Below are 20,895 nucleotides of genomic sequence, written 5' to 3' on the forward strand. Positions count from 1 at the left end.
TCCGGGGTCTCAGCCGCATATTGGTGCCAACAGCGTCGTGCGGGGCCGGCGTTTCGGTTGGAACGGCGTCAGCTCAGCATCCGGTGCGTCGGTGCCAGCAGTTTCTCCACCGGAAGCCCGTGCGTGCATGAGCCGGCGCACGCCTGGGTCGGGCAGGTGAGGCAGGCCTCGGCGCCTCGGCCGAGGAGGGCGTATTCGCTGCGCGCCAGCTTCTCGTCCTGGTAGTCGCGGGCGTACATGCGCGTGCGCAGCACGTCGGCGATGGGGACGCCGTAGGGACAGGCGCCCTCGCAGTCGTTGCACGCGTGGCGGCAGTAGGAGGCGCCGTTCATGGCCGCGTAGCCCTTGAGCAGCTCGAAGTCACCGCGCGCCGCGGTGGTCCAGCCGGAGGCGCCCAGGTATTCCTTGATGCCGCCCGCGTCGGTCATGGAGATGATCAGCGCGTGCACGTCGGGATTGGACAGCACCCAGCGGAACGCCGCCTGGGCGTAGGTCGCGCCGTCCTTCTCGAACGGGCGCATGTCGTTCAAGCGAGCGCCCATGAGGGTCTTCATGGCGATGACGCCCACGTTCTTGGTCTTGGCTTTCTGGAGCACCCGCGGGAGATCGGGCTGGCGCGCGATGAAGTCGAACCCGCGCGTAAAACGTTCGTAGAACTTCGGGTCCATGCCGAAGTTGTAGGACACCAGGAGGACGTCCATCATGTCCCGGTCCAGCGCATAGTCCAGACACTGGATCAGCCGGCCGGCGTGACCGGACATGCCGGTGAAGCGGATCTTGCCCTGCTTCCTCGCCTGGTCCACGAAGGCGTGCCACTCGGGGTTCTCGAGCCGGCCGACGTCGTTGACCGCGTGGGTGAAGTACACGTCCACGTAGTCGGTCTGAAGGCGCCGCAGGCTGGCTTCCAGGGAACGCATCATCGACGCCCTGCCCTCGCTCGAACTGGTGTGGGTCTTGGAGGCGATGAAAACCTTGTCGCGCTTGCCCCGGAGCGCGTTGCCGATGGTGATCTCGGAATCGCCGCCGCGATAGCTCTCGGCGGTGTCGAAGTAGTTGATGCCGCGGTCCAGGGCGTCCAGCACCAGGTGCTCCTCGCCGGCGTCGAGGCGGCTGGAGCCGAACGAGATGTCGGAGATCTCGAGTCCGGTGCGGCCAAGGGTGACGTAGCGCTTCACCTCGGCACGGGTTGCGGCGCGCGCCGTCCCGGCCGCGTTCCCGGTGAAAGGCAGCAGCCCCGCGGCTACCCCTGCCAGAGCACCCCGGCGGAAAAGCTCGCGCCGGCCCAGCTTCTCAGCTTCGTCGGACTTCTTCATGGCGGCTCCTCGAGTCTTGCGCCGATCTCACCGAAAGACTCATGCACAATACGTTATGGAAAGAGTAGACCTGAAACGACACCGATTGTCCAACGAGCATTTCCGGAATTCACATCCACATGCCCGCACCCGAACACGCGCGCTGACGGATCAGGCCTCATCCCCGGCGACGCCCACCAGCGAGTTTAGCAGTGCCTCGTCGGCGGCGAGGGCGGCGCTGGGGCCGTCGTAGACGATGCGGCCGCGGTTCATGACCACGGTGCGGTCGGAGAACTCCAGGGCGATGCCGGTGTGTTGCTCCACCAGGATAATGGTGAGCCCTTCCTGGGCGCGCAGGGTGTGCATGGCGTCCACAAGCTGCTCGATGATGACCGGGGCCAGGCCCTCGGTGGGCTCGTCCATGAGCAGCACCGCCGGGTTTCCCACCAGCGCCCGGGCGATGGCAAGCATCTGCTGCTCGCCGCCGGAGAGTTGGTTGCCCTTGTGGGTGGTGCGCGAGCCCAGTTGCGGGAACAGCTCGTAGACCTGCTCGAAGGTCCAGCCGCCGGCGCGGCGCGCCACCGCCAGGTTCTCGTACACGCTCAGTGACGGGAACACCTCGCGTTCCTGGGGCACGAGCCCCAGGCCGGCGCGCACGCGGTCGTAGGTCCTGGCATTGGAGATGTCGCGCCCCGCCAGCTCGATGCGCCCGGAGTGGAGCGTGGTGTAGCCCAGGACGGTGCCCAGAAGCGTGGTCTTGCCCACGCCGTTGCGGCCGATGATGCTCACACGTTCGCCGCGGTCGAGGGCCAGGTCGATGTCCTCCAGCACCACGGTCCGGCCGTAGCCGGCATGGACGCCGGCGAGGGCGAGGGCCTTGTCCGGAGCCGCGCCCGGGGCCTGGCTTTCGGGAGCGTTCAACGCCTTCCTCCGTGCAACTCGGCGTTCTCGCCCAGGTACACCTCCCGGACGCGCGGGTCCGCGCCCACCTCGGCGGGAGTGCCTTCGGTGAGAATCGCGCCGGCAACCAGCACCGTGATCCTTTGCGCGAAGCGGAAGACGATGTCCATGTCGTGCTCGATCATCAGCACGGCGATGGACTCGGGCAAGGCTTCGACCGCCTCCAGAAGCACGTGGCTCTCGGTGGACGGCACCCCGGCGGCCGGCTCGTCCAGCAGGAGCACCTTGGGGTGGAGGCCCAGGGCGATGGCCAGCTCCACCAGCCGCTGCCGGCCGTAGGGAAGCTCGCGCACCTGCCTTTGGGCGTCGTCGTCGAGCTTCACCGATTCAAGGAGCGTCATGGCCTCCGCGATCACATCGCCGCGCGCGTCGGCGCGCCGCCACAGCCTGGCCGAAAGGGAACGCCGCTCGCTGACGGCCATGCAGACGTTTTCAAGGACGCTCAAGCCGCGGAACAGTGTGTTGATCTGGAAGGTGCGCGCGAGCCCGCGCTTCACCCGGCGCGCCTGAGGCCAGTAGGTGATGTCCTGGCCGTCCAGCAGGATGACGCCGCCGGAGGGCTCGACGGTGCCGGTGATGAGGTTCACCAGGGTGGTCTTGCCCGCGCCATTGGGGCCGATGAGGGCGTGCCGGGCGCCGGGCCGCAGGGCCAGGGAAACCGCGTCCGCCACCACCAGGGCGCCGAAGCTCTTGGACAGGTCGCGGACCTCCAGCAGGGGGGCGCTCACGGTCCCTCCCGCCTGACCCACGCACGCAGGCGCTCCGTCAGCCCCAGCATGCCCTCGGGGGCGTACAGGATGGTGGCCACAAGCAGCGCGCCGATGCCGAAGAGCCAGTATTCCGGGCTCAGCTTGGCGAGCTGGTCCTGCAGGATCATGTACAGCGGCGCGCCGATAAACGCGCCGTACAGCCGGCCGGTGCCGCCGAGGATCAGCATGATCATCACGTCGCCCGAACGTTCGAAGCTGAGCACGTCCAGGGCCACGAACTCCGTGGTCTGCGCCAACAAGGCGCCGGCGACGCCGGCCATGACCGCGGCGATGGTATAGGCGCGCAGCATCTGACGGTACACCGGACAGCCGATGGCGTGCATGCGCCGTTCGTTTTCCCGGATGCCGCGCAGCGACTGCCCGAAGGACGAGTTCACGATGGCGCGGGCGGCGAGGAACATGACGAACAGCACCGCCAGGGCGTACAGGTACGCGGTCTGGCCGTAGAGATCGAACTCGAAGACGCCGAACAGCGGTTCCATCACCACGCCCTGCAGACCGTCGTCGCCGCCGGTCCAGTGCTCCTGCTCGTTGGCCAGCTCCTGCAACAGGATCGTCACCGCCAGCGTCAGCATCAGCAGGGTGAGCCCGCGCGTGTAGAGGATCACGGCGCCGCACACGAAGCCCACGGCGCCCGCCACCAGGCCCGCGATCACCAACCCGCTCAGGGGTTCGCTCCAGCCCACGTGCGCCGACAGGATGCCGGCGGTGTACGCCCCGGTGCCGAACAAGGCCGCGTGGCCCAGGGACACGATGCCCGCGTAACCCAGGATCATGTCCAGCGACATGGCGAAGAGCACCATGATGAGGATCTGGGAACCCAGTTGCAGGTAGTCGGGGAACAGGAAGAACCCCAGACCCGCCGCCAGCCAGGGGAGCATCTCCGCCGGACGGACGGCGGCGGTTCGAAGCGCGTTCTGGTAAGCCGGCTGTTCCATACCGGACCCTGCGCGGCGCGGCCCCTATCGGGCGTAAAACCCCTGCGGGCGCCACAGGAGCAGAATGATGGTCACCGCGAAGATGAAGAACGCGCCGAAGGCGGGCAGATAGTATTTTCCCGCGGTGTCCACGATGCCGAGGATCAGGGAGGCGGCGAAGGCCCCCCGCAGGCTCCCGAGGCCGCCCACCGCCACCACGATGAGGAAGTAGACCAGGTATTCGAGCGCGTAGGTGGGGGTCAGACCCAGGATCTCCGTGCCCAGGGCGCCCCCCAGTGCCGCCAGGGCGCTCCCCAAGGCGAAGGTCAGCGTGAACAGCCGCCGGATGTTGATGCCCACGGTCTCGGCCATGCGCTGGTTGTCCACGGCGGCGCGCACCTTGGCGCCCAGCAGCGTGCGTTCGAACCCGTACCAGAGGCCGATGATCACCGTAACGCTCACCAGGATGATGAACGTGCGGTAGGTGGGGAAGTCCCGGAACCCGAGGTCCACTTGGCCCTTGAGGTAGGACGGGACATCGAGCTGCACGTTCAACGGACCCCAGAGGAACGTGCACACGGCGATGCCCATGAACACCAGGCCGATGGTCAGGAGCACCTGCTGCAGTTCGTCGGCGCCGTAGAGGCGGCGGTAGAGCGTACGCTCCAGCACGATGCTGATGAGCGCCACCGCCACGCAGCCCAGGGGCGCGCCAAGGAGGAACGGCACCCCCCACTCCCGGATGAAGGACACCGCGATGTACCCGCCCAGCATGGCGAACATGCCGTGGGCCAAGTTCACGAAACCCATGAGGCCCATGGTCACGGAGAGCCCCACCGAGATGATGAACAGGACCATTGCGAACGCGAGGCCGTCGAACGCAATGCTGACGAGGGAGTTGATCACGGGTACGGCGCGCCGCCCCACGTTATCGCGGGGCGGCGCGATACCTTGCGAGCACGCACGCTACTTCTTGCTCTCCAGCTCCTTCCACGGGTCCTTGATCATCTCGAGCGTGTCGGTCTCGACGTTGGCGAGGGCGCCGTCACGCTTCTCGACCTTGCGCAGATACTGGTTCTGCACGATGTCGCGCGTCTCGGGATCGATCATGATGGGGCCGCGCGGACTGTTGAACTTCCACCCCTTCCACACCGCCAGGGCCTTGTCGGCGTCGATCTTGCCGTTCAGGCGCCGCACCGCCTCATGGATCGCGGCCATGCCGTCCCAGCCCTGGACGCCGAAGAAGTCCGGCGTACTGTCGGCGCCGTAGGTATCCTTCCATGCCTTCACGAAGGCTTTGTTCTCGGCCCGGTCCGCGGCCGCCGAATAGTGATGCATGGTGACGACGCCAAGGGGAACCTCTCCCATGTTGGGCAACTCCGAGTCCTGGGTGATGTCGCCCGGGCCGATCAGCTCGATGCCCGCCGCCCTCATGCCCAGGTCGTCGTAAGTCTTCATGACGCCGGTGGCCCATTTGCCCGCCGGGATGAACACGTACAGCGCATCGGGCTTGGCATCCTTCACCGACTGCAGGAACGGCGTGAAGTCCGGGATCTTAGGAAACGGGAACGGGATGTCCGCCACGACCTTGCCGCCGGCGGCGGTGAACGCCTTGGTGAACGCCGTCTTGCTGTCCTTGCCCGGCGAGTAGTTGGCGTAGGCCACGGCGGCGGTGCGGATGTTCATCTTCTCGTAGGCGTGCCTCCCCAACGGGTACGCCGCCTGCCACATGGTGAACGACACACGGGCGGTGTATGGAGAACGCGTGGTGATCGCCGAGGTCCCGGCGTTCATGATGAGGAACGGCACCTTGGCCTTGCGCGTCACGTCGGAGATGGCGAAGGCGTTGTTGGAGTAGACGACGCCCGCGAGGATATCGATCTTGTCGCGGGTGATGAGCTCGGTGGCCAGGCGCTTGGCCACGTCGGCCTTGGGGCCGGTGCTGTCGCGCTTGATGATCTCGATCTTGTGGTCGCCCGTCCCCTTGGGGTGGAGCTTCTGGTAAAGCTCGAAGCCCCGGTCCACCTGCTGTCCCAGTTGCGCGTTGGGGCCAGAGTACGGAAGGATCACGCCCACCTTGACCGTCTCGGCCCATGCAACCCCGGTCACGATCAACAAAGCCGCGAACAATGCGGCCGGAAGTCTTATAGTCTTCATGGTGTCACCTCCTTCGAGTCTGCTGGCGCCCGCGAGCGCGGATCGATCTTAACACCCCTGTCGTTGACACGGCAATGGCCCCGGGCCAACTCGCATTCCTGCGGCAAAGCCGATAGCCTTACGCGTACCTCAACCCTTCGTCACAGGAGGCAAGCGCATGAGCAGCACGACCCTGTCGTCCAACGAGTTCGTCGAGCAACTCAAGAAAGAGATCGCCGCGTTCCACAAGCTGCGCATCAACCACCCGTTCGTGAAAGCCATATGCGAGGGCACGGCTTCCATGGACCTGATCCGCACCTGGGCGATACAGGACTACCAGTTCCGCGCCGCCGTGCCGCGCATCGCCCTGCTGCGCTACGTGGCGTGCAGCGACCCCGAGTTCGCCCCCAAGCTGTTCGAGGTTGCGGAGGAGGAAACCCGCGGCCTGCTGCCGGGCGCCTCCGGCCATCCGGACATGTTCGTGGAGTTCGCCGAGGCCATCGGACTCACGCGGGCGGACCTGGAGAACCCGCAGTTGCTGCCGGCCACCGCCGCGCACCTCTACTTCGCCGAGCTGGTGATCCACACGCATCCGTGGTTCGTGGTGATGGCGGCCCAGATAGGCGCCGAGGGCACGTTCGGACCGGCCGCGGCGTTGCTGGGCAAGGGGTTCATGAAGAGCTACGGCATGTCGCCCGAGTCGGTGCGCTTCTTCACCGTGCACGTGGAGGCCGACGAGGAGCACGGCTCCCTGGCGGAAGAGATCGCGCGCCGCTACCTCACCTCGACCAACCTGCAGCAGCAGACGCGGGAGATGATGTTCCGGCGCATGGAGCTGCTGTACGACATCTGGACGATCTAGGGTCGAGTCACCTGCGTCCGTCATTACTGCACCCCTCCGTCATTCCCGCGAAAGCGGGAATCCAGGGGTGGAGGGGCAACTCGGAAGTGAAACCATGAAGGATCAGGGCGCCATACGCCACATGGGGCGCAGCGTTCCCATGCGCGAGGCGGAGCCGCTGCTGCGGGGCCAGGGAGCTTACGTGGCCGACCTGCGGTTTCCGGGGATGCTGCACGCGGCGGTGCTGCGGAGCCCCCATGCCCACGCCACGATTCGGAGCATCGACGTGAGCGCGGCGCTGGCGATGCCGGGAGTGGTGCGGGTGCTCACGGGCGCGGACGTGCGCGACGCCGTCGCGCCCTTCCCATCGAGCTTCGAGTTCCACCCGCCCCCGTGGCTCAACGCCATCAAGCCCGTGCTCAAGGGACCGCGCGCCCGGGTGCTGGCCCTGGACAAGGTGCGCTACGTGGGCGAGCCCGTGGCCATGGTCGTGGCCGAGGACCGCTACAAGGCCGAGGACGCGCTCGACGGCATCGCCGTCGACTACGAGGAGCTGCCGCCGGTGGTGGATCCGGAGGCGGCGCTCGCGCCGGACGCGGTACCGATCCACGACGATGCCGATGACAACGTGGTGTTCCACTTCAGCATCGCCAAGGGCGACGTGGAGCGGGCCTTCGCGGATGCGCCCCACCGCATCGAGGAGCGGCTGCACCACCGGCGCCACGGCGGCATTCCCATGGAGGGACGGGGCGTCGTGGCCATGGCCGAGGTCAAGCCGCGCCGCCTGACCGTGTGGTCTTCCACCCAGGTGCCTCACAGCGTGCGCCGGCAGATCGCCTCCCAGCTCGGACTGGCCGAGGAGACCATCCGCGTGGTGGCGCCCCACGTGGGCGGCGGATTTGGTCCCAAGGTGGTGGTGTATCCCGAGGAGGTGCTGGTTCCCTACCTTGCTTTGGAGCTGGGCCGGCCGGTGCAGTGGATCGAGGACCGGCGCGAGCACTTCATCAGCACCGCTCACGCCCGGGACCAGATCCACTACATGGAGCTGGCCTTCGACGGCGACGGCCGCATCCTGGCCCTCAGGGACCGCTTCCTGCTGGACAACGGCGCCTACAACCCCATGGGCCTCACCGACGCCTACAACACCTCGGCGCACCTGCAGGGGCCGTACCGGATCCCCAACCTCGCGGTCACCGGCACCTGCGTGACCACCAACAAGGTGCCCAACGCGCCTTACCGCGGCGCCGGCCGGCCCGAGGCCGTGTTCGTCATGGAGCGCTGCATCGACCGCATCGCGGGCGAACTGGACCTCGACCCGGCGGAGGTGCGCTTCCGCAACTTCGTGCAACCCGAGGAGATCCCGTACGACGCCGGCGTCCTCTACCGCGACGGCATGCCCGTGCGCTACGACAACGGCGACTTTCCGGCCACGCTGCGCAAGGCCCTGGACGCGTGCGGGTACGAGGAGGTGCGCGCGCGGCAGAAGGAGGCTCCGCGCGACGGCCGCTACGTGGGCGTCGGTATCGGCTTCTACACCGAGGGGACCGGCGTGGGCTCCTTCGAGGGCGCCCGGGTGGAGGTGGACTCGTCCGGCGGACTGCTGGTCTCGGTGGGCGCCAGCGGCCACGGACAGGGACACGAGACCGTGTTCGCCCAGCTCACCGCCGACCTCTGGGGCGTGGCGCCGGAGGACGTCACCGTGGTGGGGGGCGATACGGACGCCATTCGCTACGGCTGCGGCACTTTCGCCAGCCGCAGCACCGTCAACGCGGGCACCGCCATCCACGAGGCCACCCGGCGCCTCAAGGCCAAGGTGTTCGAACTGGCCGGTCATCTGTTGGAAGCCAACCCCGACGACCTGACCACGCGCGGCGGCCGGGTCTTCGTGGCGGAGCGGCCGGACCATGGCGTCTCTCTGGCCGAGTTGGCCGGCGCTGCCGTGCCCGGCTGGGCTTCAAGGATGCCCGAGGGCATGGAGCCCAATCTGGAGGCGAGCTACTACTACGTGCCGCAGACCGTGACGTGGGCCCACGCCGCCCACGTGGCCGTGGTGGAGGTGGACGCGGGAACCGGCGAGGTGACGCTGCTGGATTACGCGGTGGCGCACGACTCGGGACCGGCCATCAACCCCCTGTTCGTCGAGGGGCAGGTACGCGGCGGCGTCGCTCAGGGGATCGGCGGGGCGCTCTACGAGGAGTTCGTCTACGACGACCTGGGCCAGCTCCTTACCGGCACCTTCCTGGACTACCTGATGCCCACCTGCGGCGAGGTGCCCGCCATCAAGCAGGTGCACCTGGAGACCCCCTCCCCCCTCAACCCCCTCGGCCTCAAGGGCATCGGCGAGGGCGGCGCCATCGCCCCGCCGGTGGCCGTGGCCAATGCCGTGGTGGACGCCCTGCGGCCCATCGCCAGGATAGAGATATCCGAGACCCCGGTGACCCCCGAGCGGGTGCTGGCGCTGATACGCAGTCACCGTGATTGACCCCCCCTGGGTCCCGCTTGCGGCGAAAAAACCCGCATGCTAAGCCGTCCGCCACTATGGCAGCATCAACCAATGGCATGGGGGATACCCTCGGGGAAGCCATCGACTTTCTCGAGGCCAATTATCCGGACGAGGTGATCCGGGTCACCCGCGAGGTGGACCCGATCTTCGAGGTGACGGGGATCCTGGCGAAGCTGGAGCGGCAGCAGCAGTTTCCGTGCGTGATCTTCGAGAACGTCAAAGGGTCCTCCATCCCCCTCGTCACCAACATGCACGCGAGCTTCCCGCGGCTGGCCATGGCCATCGGGCTGCCCTACAACGCCACGCCCGCGGACTTCATCCATGAGTACGGCAGGCGCGAGGCCAACCCGTTGCCGCCGGTGGAGGTGGAGAGCGGGCCGTGCCAGGAGGTGGTGCTCACCGGGGACGACGTGGACGTCACCATGTTCCCGATCCTGCAGTACCATGAGCTCGACGCCGGCCGTTACATCACGCTGGCCTTCGACGTCATGAAGGAACCGGACAGCGGCATCCGCAACGCCGGCATCTACCGGTTGCAGCTCAAGGGCAAGAACCGCTTCGGCATCCAGATCTCCGAGACCGCCCACGGCCACTACATCCTCAAGAAGAACAAGTCCCGGGGCCTGCCCACGCAGATGGCGGCGGTCATCGGCGGCCACCCGGCCATGAACATCGGCAACCTGAGCTTCACCTCCATCGACACCGACGAGTTCAGCATCGCCGGCTCCATGCTGGGCCGGCCGGTGGAGTTGGTGAAGTGCAAGACCATCGACGTCGAGGTGCCGGCCACGGCCGAAATCGTGCTTGAGTGCGAGATCCACCCCACCGAGATGGAGGAAGAGGCGCCCTTCGGCGAGTATCCGGGCACCTACGGCCCTCAGCGCATCAACCCGGTGGTGTACGTGAAGGCCATCACCATGAAGAAGAACGCGCTCTACCAGAGCTCGTTCGTGGGGCACGCCGACAACCTGCTGCTGTCGGGGGTGACGCGGAACAGCTACATCTACCACACCTGCCGCATCGCCAGCGCCGGGGTGAAGGCGGTCTACGTGCCGCCCTGCGGGCGTTCCCGCTACATCTGCTACATCCAGATGGAGTCCATGATCGACGGCGACGCCAAGAACGCGGCCATGGCCGCCTTCGCCGCCGATCCGTTCCTCAAGTTCGTCATCTGCGTGGACGACGACGTGGACATCAGCAACGACAGCGACGTGATGCACGCCATCGCCACCCGCGTGCGCGCGGACCGCGACGTGTTCATGATCACCCACTCCCGTGGGTCCCCGCTTGACCCGGCGTCCTACGACCCGGCCGGCGGATCCCACCTGGTCACCAAGGTCGGCGTGGACGCCACCCGCAAGTCCGATTACCCGCTGGAGATCAAGGTCCCGGGGACGGACGGCATCGACCTGTCGAAGTATTTCGGCGCGCGTTTCAAGTAGCGCGTACGGGCTTGCGGCCGGGCACGCCCACGGCCCTGCCAAGCGACACCGCCACCGCAATGAAGCCAGACCCGTATGGTCCGGGACCCGCCATGCTGATCGACGCCCACGCCCATCTCGATCACTACGACGACCCGCAGGAGGCGCTGACGCGTATCGAGGACCGGCGCATCCTTACGCTGGCCAACGCCATGGACCCCGACTCGTACCGGCGCAATCTCGCGCTGGCGAAAGACTCGGCTTTCGTCCTTCCCAGCTTCGGCGTTCATCCCCGGCGGGCGACCGAACACTCCCGCAATCTGTCGGACCTGCGGCCGATGGCGGAGCAGAGCCCCATGCTCGGCGAACTGGGGCTCGACTTCCACTGGGTACGGGACACGGAAACGTATCCGCACCAGATCCGGGTTTTCGAGTTCCTGATCCGGGAGGCAGCGGAGCGGGACAAAGTCGTCAACCTGCACACCAAGGGCGCCGAACGCCGCATCCTCGATACCCTGCGTGCGTTCGGCGTGAAGAAGGCCATCATCCACTGGTACTCCGGACCCATGGACGTGCTCGACGAAATGATCGGCGAAGGGTACCTCTTCACCGTGGGGGTCGAAGTGTTGTATTCGGAGAAGATACGGGACGTGGCGCGGGCCGTGCCGCCCCGGCAACTGCTTTCCGAAACCGACAATCCCGGCGGCCACCGCTGGCTCGCGGGCGAGGTGGCGCCGCCGGATATCATCGCCGACGTGGTGGCCGAGGTGGCGCGGCTCAAGGGGCTGCCCCCGGAGAAGATGGAGGCCGTGATCCAGGCTAATTTCCTGAGGCTCATCAGCGGCGATCCGAGGCTCGCGGGAGCGCAGGCACTACTGGAACGACAGAACGACAACGCAACAAGGAGGAGCAATGCTGTTTCTGACCAATGAGCACATCCAGGAAGTCCTGGACATGAAGACCTGCCTTGACGCCATGGAGGATGCCTACCGCGACCTCTCGAAGAACGAGGCGGCGTACCGGCCGAGGATCGACTTCTACGTGCCGCAGGAGCCCCACTACTATCGCTGGGGCACCATGGAGGGGGCCACCCGGTCGCTGGGCTATCTGGCCATCCGCATGAAGTCCGACATGCTCGTCTGGGAGAAGGACGGAGAGTTCGAGACCGAGGACAAGTACTGCATCGAGCCGGGCACCTACTGCGGTCTCATCTTCCTCCTGAGCGTGCGCAACGGCGAGCCGCTGGCGTTGATGAACGACGGCTACCTCCAGCACATGCGCGTGGGCGCCTGCGCCGGCCTCGGGGTCAAGTACCTGTCGCGGGAGAACTCCAAGGTGCTGGGAATGCTGGGCTCCGGCGGCATGGCGCGCACCTACACCCAGGCCATCCACGAGGTGCGCGACATCGAGCTGCTGCGCGTGTTCAGCCCCACCAAGGCCAACCGGGAGGCCTTCGCCGCGGAGATGCGGGAGCAGCTCGGTCTCGACGTCGAGACCTGCGACGACGCCGAGACGGTGTGCCGCGGCGCGGACATCGTGGCGCTGGCCACGGACTCGCTGGTCCAGGTGATGAAGCCCGAGTGGGTGGAGCCCGGCATGCACATCACCAACGTCCGTTCCAACGAGGCCGGACCGGAGATCCTCGCCAGGTGCGACATCCAGGCGCGCCTGGGAGCCTCCACCATGGTGCTGGACAGTCCCCCGCCGGGAACCGTCCACGGCAGCGACGGCATGTTCGCCTACATCGCCGGCACCGAGGACGAGATGAAGAAGATCCCGCCCTCGCCCATCCGCGAGATCGACAACGCGAGCATCGGCACCATCCCGGACCTCATGGCCGGCCGCTGGCCCGGACGCACCAGCGACGAGCAGGTGACCTTCCTCAACAACCAGGGCACCCAGGGACTCCAGTTCGCCGCCGTGGGCGGCACCGCCTACGAGATGGCCAAGTCCAAGGGCCTGGGCCACCCGCTGCCGCGGGAGTGGTTCCTGCAGGATATCCGGGATTAGTTGGGGAGCTGACACCGGACCGCGTCGTCCCCGCCTCCCACCCCTGGATTCCCGCTTCCGCGGGAATGACGTTTCAGGGGGTTGGTGCCGTTCTCAGATGGTGTTTTGACACGGCCTGTTCCGCGGGAATGACGTATTCGTAATGTTTCTGCGCCATGCCCGAGAACGCAGACTCCCCCAACCTGCGCGCGCGCATGCGCGCCGCCCTGCTGCGCTGGTATGACCGCAACCGGCGCAACCTGCCCTGGCGCCGAACCAGGGACCCCTACGCCATCTGGGTCTCCGAGACCATGTTGCAGCAGACCCAGGTGGCCACGGTGCTGCCCTACTACCACCGCTTCATGGAGGCGTTCCCATCGGTGGAAGCCCTGGACCAAGCGCCGCTGGACGCGGTCCGTAGCGTCTGGAGCGGTCTGGGATACTACCGGCGGGCTGCCAACCTGAAACAGGCGGCGCGGCTACTGGCGAGCCGGCACGGCGGCCGACTGCCCGGGGACTACCAGACGTTGTTGCGTCTGCCCGGGGTCGGCCGGTACACGGCGGGAGCGATCATGAGCATCGCCTTCCAGCGGCCCTACCCCGCGGTGGACGGGAACGTCCGGCGGGTCTATGCGCGGCTCTTCGGTCTCACCGACGCGAAGGCCGTGGACGGAACCGCCGAGCGGATGGTTTCCCGCTCGCGTCCCGGAGATTTTAACCAAGCGCTGATGGAGTTAGGCGCCACCGTCTGTCTGCCCGCCGCACCGCTGTGCGAGCGCTGTCCCCTGGCACACTGGTGTCGGGCTCGCGCATCCGGCTCCTTCGAACTGCCGCGCAGGCGGCGCGGCGAGACCAAGGCGGTGGAATGGCCGCTGGTCATCATCGAGTCGAAATCGGGAATCCTGCTGCACCGCCGGCCGGAGGACGGGCTTCTGGCCGGGCTGTGGGAACTGCCCGCGCCCGAGACGCTGCCGCCGGAGGTGGCGGAAGACAGCCTCGCCACGCCACCCATCGCCGTCATCCGCCATGCCATCACCGACAAGCGCATCACCGCTCCGGTCTACCTGCTGCGCCGGGAAGCCCGTGTGCGGGGCAAGGCCTGGCGTTGGGTCGAGACGGCCGGCCTGTCCTCCTATCCCCTGTCCTCCCTCTGCACCAAGGCCCTGGCCGCCGCGCGGCCCCGACTGGCGGCGCGTCTGTCCAGCGACGACATTGAAAATCCTTGAGCGAGGCACAGCCGCCCCATACCGTCATTCCCGCGGAAGCGGGAATCCAGGGGTGGAGCGGGGCCTTGCTCGGTGCGTTGACGGTCCGCCACCTGCCGCATATAGTCTCCGAAAACCAGCGCCGCGGGAGCACCATGGGTACGGTACACGAGATCTACATCGCGCCGGAAGGCAGCGCGCACATGCGCAAGGTGGACGAGGCCGAGGCGGTCGCCAGCATGGGGCTGAAGGGGGACCGCTACTGCGAGTCGACCGGATATTACAGCGGTTGGGACGAGTGCCAGGTGACCCTGATCGAAGCCGAGGACCTGGAGGAAATCGCCGCCGCGGCAGGCCTCCAGGTGCTCAACGGCGAGCACCGGCGCAACATCGTCACTCGCGACACCCGCTTGGACGACCTGGTGGGCCACGCCTTTCGTGTCGGCGAGGCCGTGCTGGCGTTCGACCGGCCGCGCCCCCCGTGCGCCTACATCCAGTCCATCACCGAGCCAGGCATGACCCGAGCCCTCATGGGCAAGAGCGGGATATGCGCGCTGGTGGTGCAGGGCGGCGTCATCCGGCCCGGCGACGAAATAGCCGTTCTATAGGGAGACTCTGAACAAGATGGCGCCGTTCGCCCTGAGCGTAGCGAAGTCGAAGGGCGCCATCTTGCCCGGCGGCAACGAATCAGGGCTTCCCTAGTGTCCACTCCCGTCCCCACGCCGGCCCCGGCCGGCTCGCAGTCCACGTTCTTCTACGGCTGGTTCATCCTCCTCGGCGGTTTCCTCATACTCGTGGTGGACGGCGGCGTGCGCTTCTCCTTCGGCGTGCTGGTGAAGCCCCTGGCGGCGGAGTTCGGCTGGGACCGAGGCGCCATCACCTTCGCCTACACCCTGAACATGCTCGTGTTTGGCTTCAGCCAGATGATGGCGGGGAGGATGCTGGACCGTTACGGCCCGCGCCTGCTTTTCTCCGTCTCGGCGCTGTTGGCTTCCGCCGGCATCTTCCTCACCTCCCGCACCAGCTCCATCCCGGAGTTCTACTTCTACTACGGCGTGGTCACCGCGGTGGGCGTATCCGGGACCACCATCGGCGTGGTGTCGTCCACGGTCTCCCGCTGGTTCCTGAGCCTGCGCGGCGTCATCGGCGGCATCGCGGTGACGGGCACGGCCTTCGGACACTTCGTCGTCATCCCCGCCCTGGCCTACTCCTTGGCGCGCTTCGGCTGGCGCGGCTCGTGGGTCGGCCTGGGCGTCCTGGTGTCCGTGGTGGTGGTGCCGGTGGCGCTGGCGCTGATGAAGAAGGAACCCGCCGACATGGGTCTTTCGCCCTACGAACGCGGCGGCACCGCCCGGGGCTGGCGCCTCGCCCCGGCCGCGGACCTCGCGCCGCGGGAAGCATTCCTTTCGCGGAGCTTTCTCTTCGTCGTCCTGGCCTACGGGCTGTGCGGCTTCCAGGACTTTTTCTTCGTGACCCAGTTCATCCCCTTCGCCACCGACGCCGGCCTCACCAGCCAGCACGCCTCGAACATCCAGGGTCTGTCCGGACTGTTCGCCATGGCGGGCGTTCTCGCCTTCCCGGCGGTAACGGAGAAGTTCGGACACGGCCTTCCGCTGTCCTTCATGTTCCTCCTGCGCATAGTCTGCTTCGGGTTGCTGGTGTTCTCGTCCGCGGAACCGGCCATACTCACGGCCGCGCTGCTGATGGGCTTCACGCTGATGGCCACGGCACCCCTGGCCGCGGCCATGACCGGGGACTACTTCGGCGTCCGCAACATCGGCCTCATCACCGGCGCCATTCTGTGGGTGCATCACACCGGCGGGGCGCTCGGCGCCCTGCTGGGAGGTCTCGTCTACGACGCCACCGGCTCGTACGGAGGCATGTTCCTGGCCTGCCTCGTCATGGCGTTCACGGGCGCGGCCGTTTGCGTGGGCATCCGTCCCCCCGGAGGTCCGCTGGTGCCGCGACGCCGTCGTGGCAGGTTCATCCCTTGAGCGGACCGGGCATCGGTCTCCCCTTTCTCACTCATCCTCGGCGGCCAACTCTTCCCGGTACTTTCGCCACCGGCCGCGGAACTGGTGGTAGGTCAGACCGAGCGCCTTTGCCGCCTGGCGCTGGTTGTACCTCGCGTCCGCAAGGCTCTCGCGGATCATTCGCACCTCCAGCTCTCTCACCGCCTCCTCCAGGGATATTTCCGGCCCTTCGGGGACACGGGCCGTGGGGGCCGGGTCCGGCGCCGGCGCCTCGATTCCATCGCCCGCGCCCGTGCCGAAAGGCGGGACGAAAGGATCGAAGACGAGCTCGTCGACCGTGGGCGTGTCGGATCGATACACCGCGCGCTCCACCACGTTCCTGAGCTCGCGCACGTTGCCCGGCCAAGGGTAGCGTTCCATCTGCGCCACCGCGCTACGGCTGAACCGGGGAAGCGCTTCCCGACCCAATTCGTGCGCCATGCGCGCGGCAAAGTGGTTGGCCAGCAACAGGATGTCGTCACCGCGAGCCCGCAAGGGTGGAACGAAGAGGACGTCGAACGACAGCCTGTCGAGCAGGTCGCGCTTGAAACGGCCCTGACGGGCCAGCGAGGGCAGGTCTGCGTTGGTCGCGCCGATGATTCTCGTGTCCACTTGAACGGGTTCCGAAGATCCCACCCTTTCAAAACTGCCGTACTCCACCACCCGAAGGATCTTCTCCTGGACCTCCGTGGGGATCTGAGCGATTTCATCCAGGAACAGTGTCCCGTCCGTTGCCGCCTCGAACCGCCCGGTGCGCCGTTGATGCGCGCCCGTGAAGGCGCCCTCCTCGTGGCCGAACAGCTCCGACTCCAGCAGCGTCGGCGCCAGCGCGGCGCAGTTCAGGGCAACGAGCGGCCCCCGCCAACGCTGTGACAGATAGTGCAGCTTGGCCGCGGCCAGTTCCTTGCCGGTGCCGCGTTCACCGATCAGCAGGATCGGACGATCGACCTCGGCGGCACGGGACAGCGTTTCCTGGAAGTCCAGGAAGGCGTTGGACTGTCCCAGCGGCTCCGTGTAGGATTCGGGCATGGACATCTCCCGTGGATAGTAGAAAATACCACATAATAGTTATTTTCACCAAGAATACATAAATTTTGCCAACATGATGAGATGCCTCGGCATTACAAAAACTCAATAAAAACAGCACCTTGGAAATCCCGACCGCGGTTGGCACTCTTCGTGCTTTCTCCAGGGCACAGCGGCACGGACACGTTCTCCGCGAAACTCCGAGGGAGGAAGTCAAATGGGAATCTTTACACGCTTGAGCGACATCATCAGCTCGAACATCAACTCGATGCTTGACAAGGCAGAGGACCCGGAAAAGCTCATCCGGCTGATGATACAGGAGATGGAGGACACACTGGTCGAGATCAAGGTGGCTTGCGCCCAAGCGATGGCGACGCACAAGAAGGTCGAGCGCGAACTCGACGAAGCGCGACGGCGCCACGACCAGTGGGAGGACAAGGCCACCCTCGCCGTGGACAAGGGACGTGAAGACCTGGCGCGGGAGGCGCTGATGGAAAAGCGGCGCTATCGGGAACGCTCGGAAACTCTGGAGAGCGAGGCGATCCAGTGCTCCGCCATCATTGAACAATACCAGTCGGACATGGCCCAATTGGAAGACAAGCTGGCGAAAGCGAAGGAAAAGCAACGCATCCTGGTGCAGCGCCACATTCAGGCGCACGAGCGCAAGCGCGCCCAGAGCGGGATCCGCAAGATGGGCAGCGCGGACACGATGCTGCGTTTCGAGCAGTTCGAAAACCGTATCGAGCGCATGGAGGCCGAGGCCGAGCTTGTCAACTTTGCGCGGAAACCGGATCTCGATGAAGAGTTCGCCCGCCTCGGACAGGACGAAGAGATCGAAGCCGAACTGCGGGCGCTCAAGGATGCCGCCCGGCGGTCCGATACCTGAGATGCGGCGGCGGCCTGTCCGGCTGATGCGCATGGGTGAGCGAGGATGGCACCGGAAAGCATCGTGGGAATAGTGTTGGGCGTGCTCGGGGTCCTCTTGATCCTGGGTGCGGCATTGATAGTCATGGTGGTGTGGGCGATCAAGTCGCTACGGGGCAACGGAGCCGGTGGCGAAGAGGCCAAACTGATGCAAGAGCTCTACCAGGGGCTGAGCCGGCTCGAAGACCGCGTGGAATCCCTGGAGACCATTCTACTCGACAGAAAGGACAGAAACCCATGATTCGAGGCTATTCGAGGACTACCCGCATCTATCGCTCGCGTCGCGGTGTCATTCTGGGCGTGTGCCGCGGTCTCGCGGAACATCTGGACGTGCGGGTGTTGTGGATCCGCGTGATCGCCGTCGTCCTGTTGATCAGCACCGGATTCTGGCCGTTTGCCGGTCTCTATCTGCTCGCCGCCTTGGTCCTCAAGCCGGAGCCCGTGCTGCCCTTGCAGACGGAAGGAGATCAGGACTTCTACAACAGCTACGCGCACTCGCGTACGATTGCGCTAAATCGCCTGCGCCGCACCTTCGGTCAACTCGACCGCCGTATTCGCCGCATGGAGAACATGGTTACCAACCGCGAGTACGATTGGGAACGAAGGCTGCGGACCGGAGAAAGGGACTAGCGTCGTGATCGAGGCATACTCGTGGCGGACCAGCAACGGCCGCAAGCTGCACATTGCGCTGGAGGAGCTGGAGCTCGAATACCACATACACCCCATCGACATCCGCAAGGGCGACCAGTTCGAGCCGGAGTTCCTGAAGATCAGCCCCAACAACAAGATCCCGGCCATCGTCGACCAGGACGGACCCGGCGGACGACCCTACGCCGTGTTCGAGTCTGGCGCCATCCTCATGTACCTCGCCGAGAAGACCGGCAGGCTCATGCCCACGGTCGTGGAACGCCGCTACACGGTGATCCAGTGGCTCATGTTCCAGATGGGCGGCATCGGCCCGATGCTGGGACAAGCCAACCACTTCCGCGGCCAGGCGCCCGACAACGAGTACGGCGTCCGGCGCTACACCAACGAGGCCGGCCGCCTCTACGGCGTCATGGACAAGCGCCTGGCGGACCACGAGTATCTCGCCGACGAGTACTCCATCGCCGACATCGCCTGCTATCCCTGGCTGCAAGGCCACGAGAAACAGGGCCAGAACCTGGACGACTTTCCCCACGTGAAGCGCTGGTTCGAAGCCGTCACCGCCCGCCCGGGCGTGCAGCGCGGTCTCCAGGTCATGGCCGACGTGCCCGTCACCCCCATGGACGACAAGGCGCGGGAGATCATGTACGGGGCGAAGCAGTACGAGAGACGCTAGGTGGGCAAGTCCTCGTCGTCCTCCTTCCAGCACCGGGGCTGGAGCTTGCCCTCGGCGTGCGGCGCGGCGGCGTCAGGCTCTCATCTGGTCTTCGAGTTGACAAGCTCTACCCTCGCCACCATACTCGTCTTGAGACGTAGCGCGGGTCTACCGACATGCCACCTGCAGCGCTAAACAGACCGGCCAAGAGGTGACCGACATGGACATCAATGCGAACGCCATCGAAGCCGCGCTTCGGCAACTCCCTGAACTGCCTACCCCCGTCAGCCGCTGGCACGTAGAAACCGGGCACGACTCCACCGACGACCCCGCCGTATGGGTTTGGGCGATGCTGATAGACGATGACGTTGAATTCACCAAACGATCGCGATTGCGTTCGATAATCCGCGACCTCGTGCAGGAAAAGACGGACTCCTCCATACTCGTGTATGTTCGATTTCGCGGCGCATCCGAGGTGGCGCAGGAAACATGAGCCTTCACTCGGAGCTGTTGAAACAGGCACGTTTCCTTGCCCAGAAGGAACCGAAGAAGCCGACCCAAGCCAGTCTTCGCCGCTCGGTTTCGGCTTCCTACTACGCGCTCTTTCACCTTCTGGTCGATGAAGCGACCAAACTCATGCTGTCGGGCCATGCCCGCGGGCCGCTGCGCGACTGTCTCTCACGTGCGTTTCATCACGCTGCCATGAAACAAATCGCGGTCCAATTCACCAACAAGGCGGTGTCCCCCAAGCTGGCGTCAGGGTTCCACCAACAACCGCTCCAACAGGAGTTGATAGACGTCGCGTCTTCCTTCGTCCAACTTCAGGAAGCCCGTCATGAGGCAGACTATAATCGCGCGCTCCGATTCACCCGACGGGAGGCCCTTGATCTGGCCGACCTGACGGACCAAGCATTTCGAGACTGGGAGCGAGTACGCGGTAGCCTGCAGGCCGACACTTTCCTCACCGGACTACTTGCGTACAGACACATGCAAGGATGAACCGTCGTTCACGAAGAAACGACATCTTCCGTCGACGGCATTCCAAGAGCTGCCTGTTTTCACGCGCGTTGGTGAGGCAAGGGCGCTTGTCGTCCAAGAAGCTCCATCGTATGAAGGGGACCTTGTGGCTGACTTGACCACCATGGACGAGGAAATAGTTGACGAGGGACTGCCCGCGATCTTTTCGGGCACGAAGGACTTGGCCAGAAGAATCCTTGTCGCCTTGGCCAATCAACCAATCGCCCCGACTGTATATCCTACGGAAGACGGAGAAATTGCTCTGTATTTCAAGTCGCCGGTCGCGAAGTCCTCGGTGTTGGTACTGGTGGGCAACGACGGACGAGGCGCCTGTTTCGCATACGTTAACGGGAAGAACTGTCGTGCTCGTTACGAGGATGCATTGGACCTCCTGGAGTTCGTAAGGGAGCAATTGCGGCAAATGGTGGGCGCTTGAACCTACCACCCCCGACCTCCACGAGTCCGAAACGCTGGGACCGAACGTCTTCTCCAGTGGACATGAGCAGCGCCGTGAGGGAACCTGCGTAGCCACCTCTCGGCCGGTTTGTTTTGGCGAAAGTTTCGCCAAGACGATAGACAAAT

General features: G+C 65.8%; 22 protein-coding genes. 15 read left to right on the top strand and 7 right to left on the bottom strand.

Features of this window, described 5'->3' with window-relative positions:
* Window positions 1–68: 68 nt before the first annotated feature.
* The 6 genes from OXU42_05275 to OXU42_05300 all read right to left on the bottom strand — a co-directional run bounded on the left by OXU42_05275 (window position 69) and on the right by OXU42_05300 (window position 6,096).
* Window positions 69–1,313: an aldo/keto reductase gene (locus OXU42_05275; GenBank protein MDE0028802.1), complete on the bottom strand. Its 1,245-nt coding sequence runs from the start codon at window positions 1,311–1,313 to the stop codon at window positions 69–71.
* Window positions 1,314–1,463: 150 nt separating this feature from the next.
* Window positions 1,464–2,213, bottom strand: coding sequence for an ABC transporter ATP-binding protein (locus OXU42_05280; GenBank protein ID MDE0028803.1), 750 nt, complete (start codon window positions 2,211–2,213; stop codon window positions 1,464–1,466).
* Window positions 2,210–2,950 carry an ABC transporter ATP-binding protein gene (locus tag OXU42_05285; protein MDE0028804.1) on the bottom strand — a complete coding sequence of 247 codons (741 nt, stop codon included), beginning with the start codon at window positions 2,948–2,950 and terminating at the stop codon, window positions 2,210–2,212. The genes OXU42_05280 and OXU42_05285 overlap by 4 nt, the downstream gene beginning before the upstream one ends.
* 26 nt (window positions 2,951–2,976) lie before the next feature.
* Complete coding sequence (locus OXU42_05290) at window positions 2,977–3,960, bottom strand: branched-chain amino acid ABC transporter permease (protein MDE0028805.1); 984 nt, start codon at window positions 3,958–3,960, stop codon at window positions 2,977–2,979.
* A 24-nt stretch (window positions 3,961–3,984) separates the two neighbouring features.
* Complete coding sequence (locus tag OXU42_05295; GenBank protein MDE0028806.1) at window positions 3,985–4,845, bottom strand: branched-chain amino acid ABC transporter permease; 861 nt, start codon at window positions 4,843–4,845, stop codon at window positions 3,985–3,987.
* Between the two features lie 60 nt (window positions 4,846–4,905).
* Window positions 4,906–6,096 carry an ABC transporter substrate-binding protein gene (locus OXU42_05300; protein MDE0028807.1) on the bottom strand — a complete coding sequence of 397 codons (1,191 nt, stop codon included), beginning with the start codon at window positions 6,094–6,096 and terminating at the stop codon, window positions 4,906–4,908.
* A gap of 157 nt (window positions 6,097–6,253) precedes the next feature.
* Here OXU42_05300 and OXU42_05305 point away from each other — a divergent pair, with 157 nt between their 5' ends.
* The 8 genes from OXU42_05305 to OXU42_05340 all read left to right on the top strand — a co-directional run bounded on the left by OXU42_05305 (window position 6,254) and on the right by OXU42_05340 (window position 16,028).
* Window positions 6,254–6,937, top strand: coding sequence for an iron-containing redox enzyme family protein (locus OXU42_05305; GenBank protein ID MDE0028808.1), 684 nt, complete (start codon window positions 6,254–6,256; stop codon window positions 6,935–6,937).
* A gap of 94 nt (window positions 6,938–7,031) precedes the next feature.
* A complete protein-coding gene (locus tag OXU42_05310) occupies window positions 7,032–9,398 on the top strand; it encodes a xanthine dehydrogenase family protein molybdopterin-binding subunit (protein ID MDE0028809.1) in 2,367 nt (788 codons plus the stop codon).
* A 77-nt stretch (window positions 9,399–9,475) separates the two neighbouring features.
* Window positions 9,476–10,861 (top strand): UbiD family decarboxylase, encoded by a 1,386-nt coding sequence (locus OXU42_05315; GenBank protein ID MDE0028810.1) that lies wholly within the window; start codon window positions 9,476–9,478, stop codon window positions 10,859–10,861.
* A gap of 92 nt (window positions 10,862–10,953) precedes the next feature.
* On the top strand, window positions 10,954–11,772 hold the full coding sequence (locus OXU42_05320) for a TatD family hydrolase (GenBank protein MDE0028811.1): 819 nt from the start codon (window positions 10,954–10,956) through the stop codon (window positions 11,770–11,772).
* Complete coding sequence (locus OXU42_05325) at window positions 11,753–12,850, top strand: ornithine cyclodeaminase family protein (protein MDE0028812.1); 1,098 nt, start codon at window positions 11,753–11,755, stop codon at window positions 12,848–12,850. Before OXU42_05320 ends, OXU42_05325 begins: the two co-directional genes overlap by 20 nt.
* A 155-nt stretch (window positions 12,851–13,005) precedes the next feature.
* Window positions 13,006–14,055 (top strand): A/G-specific adenine glycosylase, encoded by a 1,050-nt coding sequence (mutY, locus tag OXU42_05330; GenBank protein ID MDE0028813.1) that lies wholly within the window; start codon window positions 13,006–13,008, stop codon window positions 14,053–14,055.
* Entirely contained in the window at window positions 14,052–14,642 is a 591-nt protein-coding gene (locus tag OXU42_05335) for an MOSC domain-containing protein (GenBank protein ID MDE0028814.1), read from the top strand. The genes mutY and OXU42_05335 overlap by 4 nt, the downstream gene beginning before the upstream one ends.
* 93 nt (window positions 14,643–14,735) lie before the next feature.
* Window positions 14,736–16,028, top strand: coding sequence for an MFS transporter (locus OXU42_05340; GenBank protein ID MDE0028815.1), 1,293 nt, complete (start codon window positions 14,736–14,738; stop codon window positions 16,026–16,028).
* Between the two features lie 27 nt (window positions 16,029–16,055).
* Here the strand turns inward: OXU42_05340 and pspF are convergent, their stop codons facing one another.
* Entirely contained in the window at window positions 16,056–17,075 is a 1,020-nt protein-coding gene (pspF, locus tag OXU42_05345) for a phage shock protein operon transcriptional activator (GenBank protein ID MDE0028816.1), read from the bottom strand.
* 214 nt (window positions 17,076–17,289) lie between these two features.
* Between pspF and pspA the strand changes: the two genes are divergently transcribed.
* The 7 genes from pspA to OXU42_05380 all read left to right on the top strand — a co-directional run bounded on the left by pspA (window position 17,290) and on the right by OXU42_05380 (window position 20,749).
* Entirely contained in the window at window positions 17,290–17,958 is a 669-nt protein-coding gene (gene pspA, locus OXU42_05350; protein ID MDE0028817.1) for a phage shock protein PspA, read from the top strand.
* A 63-nt stretch (window positions 17,959–18,021) separates the two neighbouring features.
* Window positions 18,022–18,237 carry a hypothetical protein gene (locus OXU42_05355; GenBank protein MDE0028818.1) on the top strand — a complete coding sequence of 72 codons (216 nt, stop codon included), beginning with the start codon at window positions 18,022–18,024 and terminating at the stop codon, window positions 18,235–18,237.
* A complete protein-coding gene (locus OXU42_05360; protein MDE0028819.1) occupies window positions 18,234–18,626 on the top strand; it encodes a PspC domain-containing protein in 393 nt (130 codons plus the stop codon). The genes OXU42_05355 and OXU42_05360 overlap by 4 nt, the downstream gene beginning before the upstream one ends.
* Window positions 18,627–18,630: 4 nt before the next feature.
* Window positions 18,631–19,317 (top strand): glutathione S-transferase N-terminal domain-containing protein, encoded by a 687-nt coding sequence (locus tag OXU42_05365; protein ID MDE0028820.1) that lies wholly within the window; start codon window positions 18,631–18,633, stop codon window positions 19,315–19,317.
* A 199-nt stretch (window positions 19,318–19,516) separates the two neighbouring features.
* Complete coding sequence (locus OXU42_05370) at window positions 19,517–19,789, top strand: hypothetical protein (protein ID MDE0028821.1); 273 nt, start codon at window positions 19,517–19,519, stop codon at window positions 19,787–19,789.
* The gene (locus OXU42_05375) at window positions 19,786–20,295 is read left to right on the top strand and encodes a hypothetical protein (GenBank protein ID MDE0028822.1); all 510 of its coding nucleotides are present in this window, start codon (window positions 19,786–19,788) and stop codon (window positions 20,293–20,295) included. The genes OXU42_05370 and OXU42_05375 overlap by 4 nt, the downstream gene beginning before the upstream one ends.
* Window positions 20,296–20,419: 124 nt before the next feature.
* Window positions 20,420–20,749, top strand: a complete 330-nt coding sequence (locus tag OXU42_05380) for a hypothetical protein (protein ID MDE0028823.1) — start codon at window positions 20,420–20,422, stop codon at window positions 20,747–20,749.
* The last annotated feature ends 146 nt before the right edge of the window (window positions 20,750–20,895 follow it).

The organism is Deltaproteobacteria bacterium (genome assembly GCA_028818775.1).
GTDB lineage: Bacteria > Desulfobacterota > Binatia > UBA9968 > JAJDTQ01 > JAJDTQ01.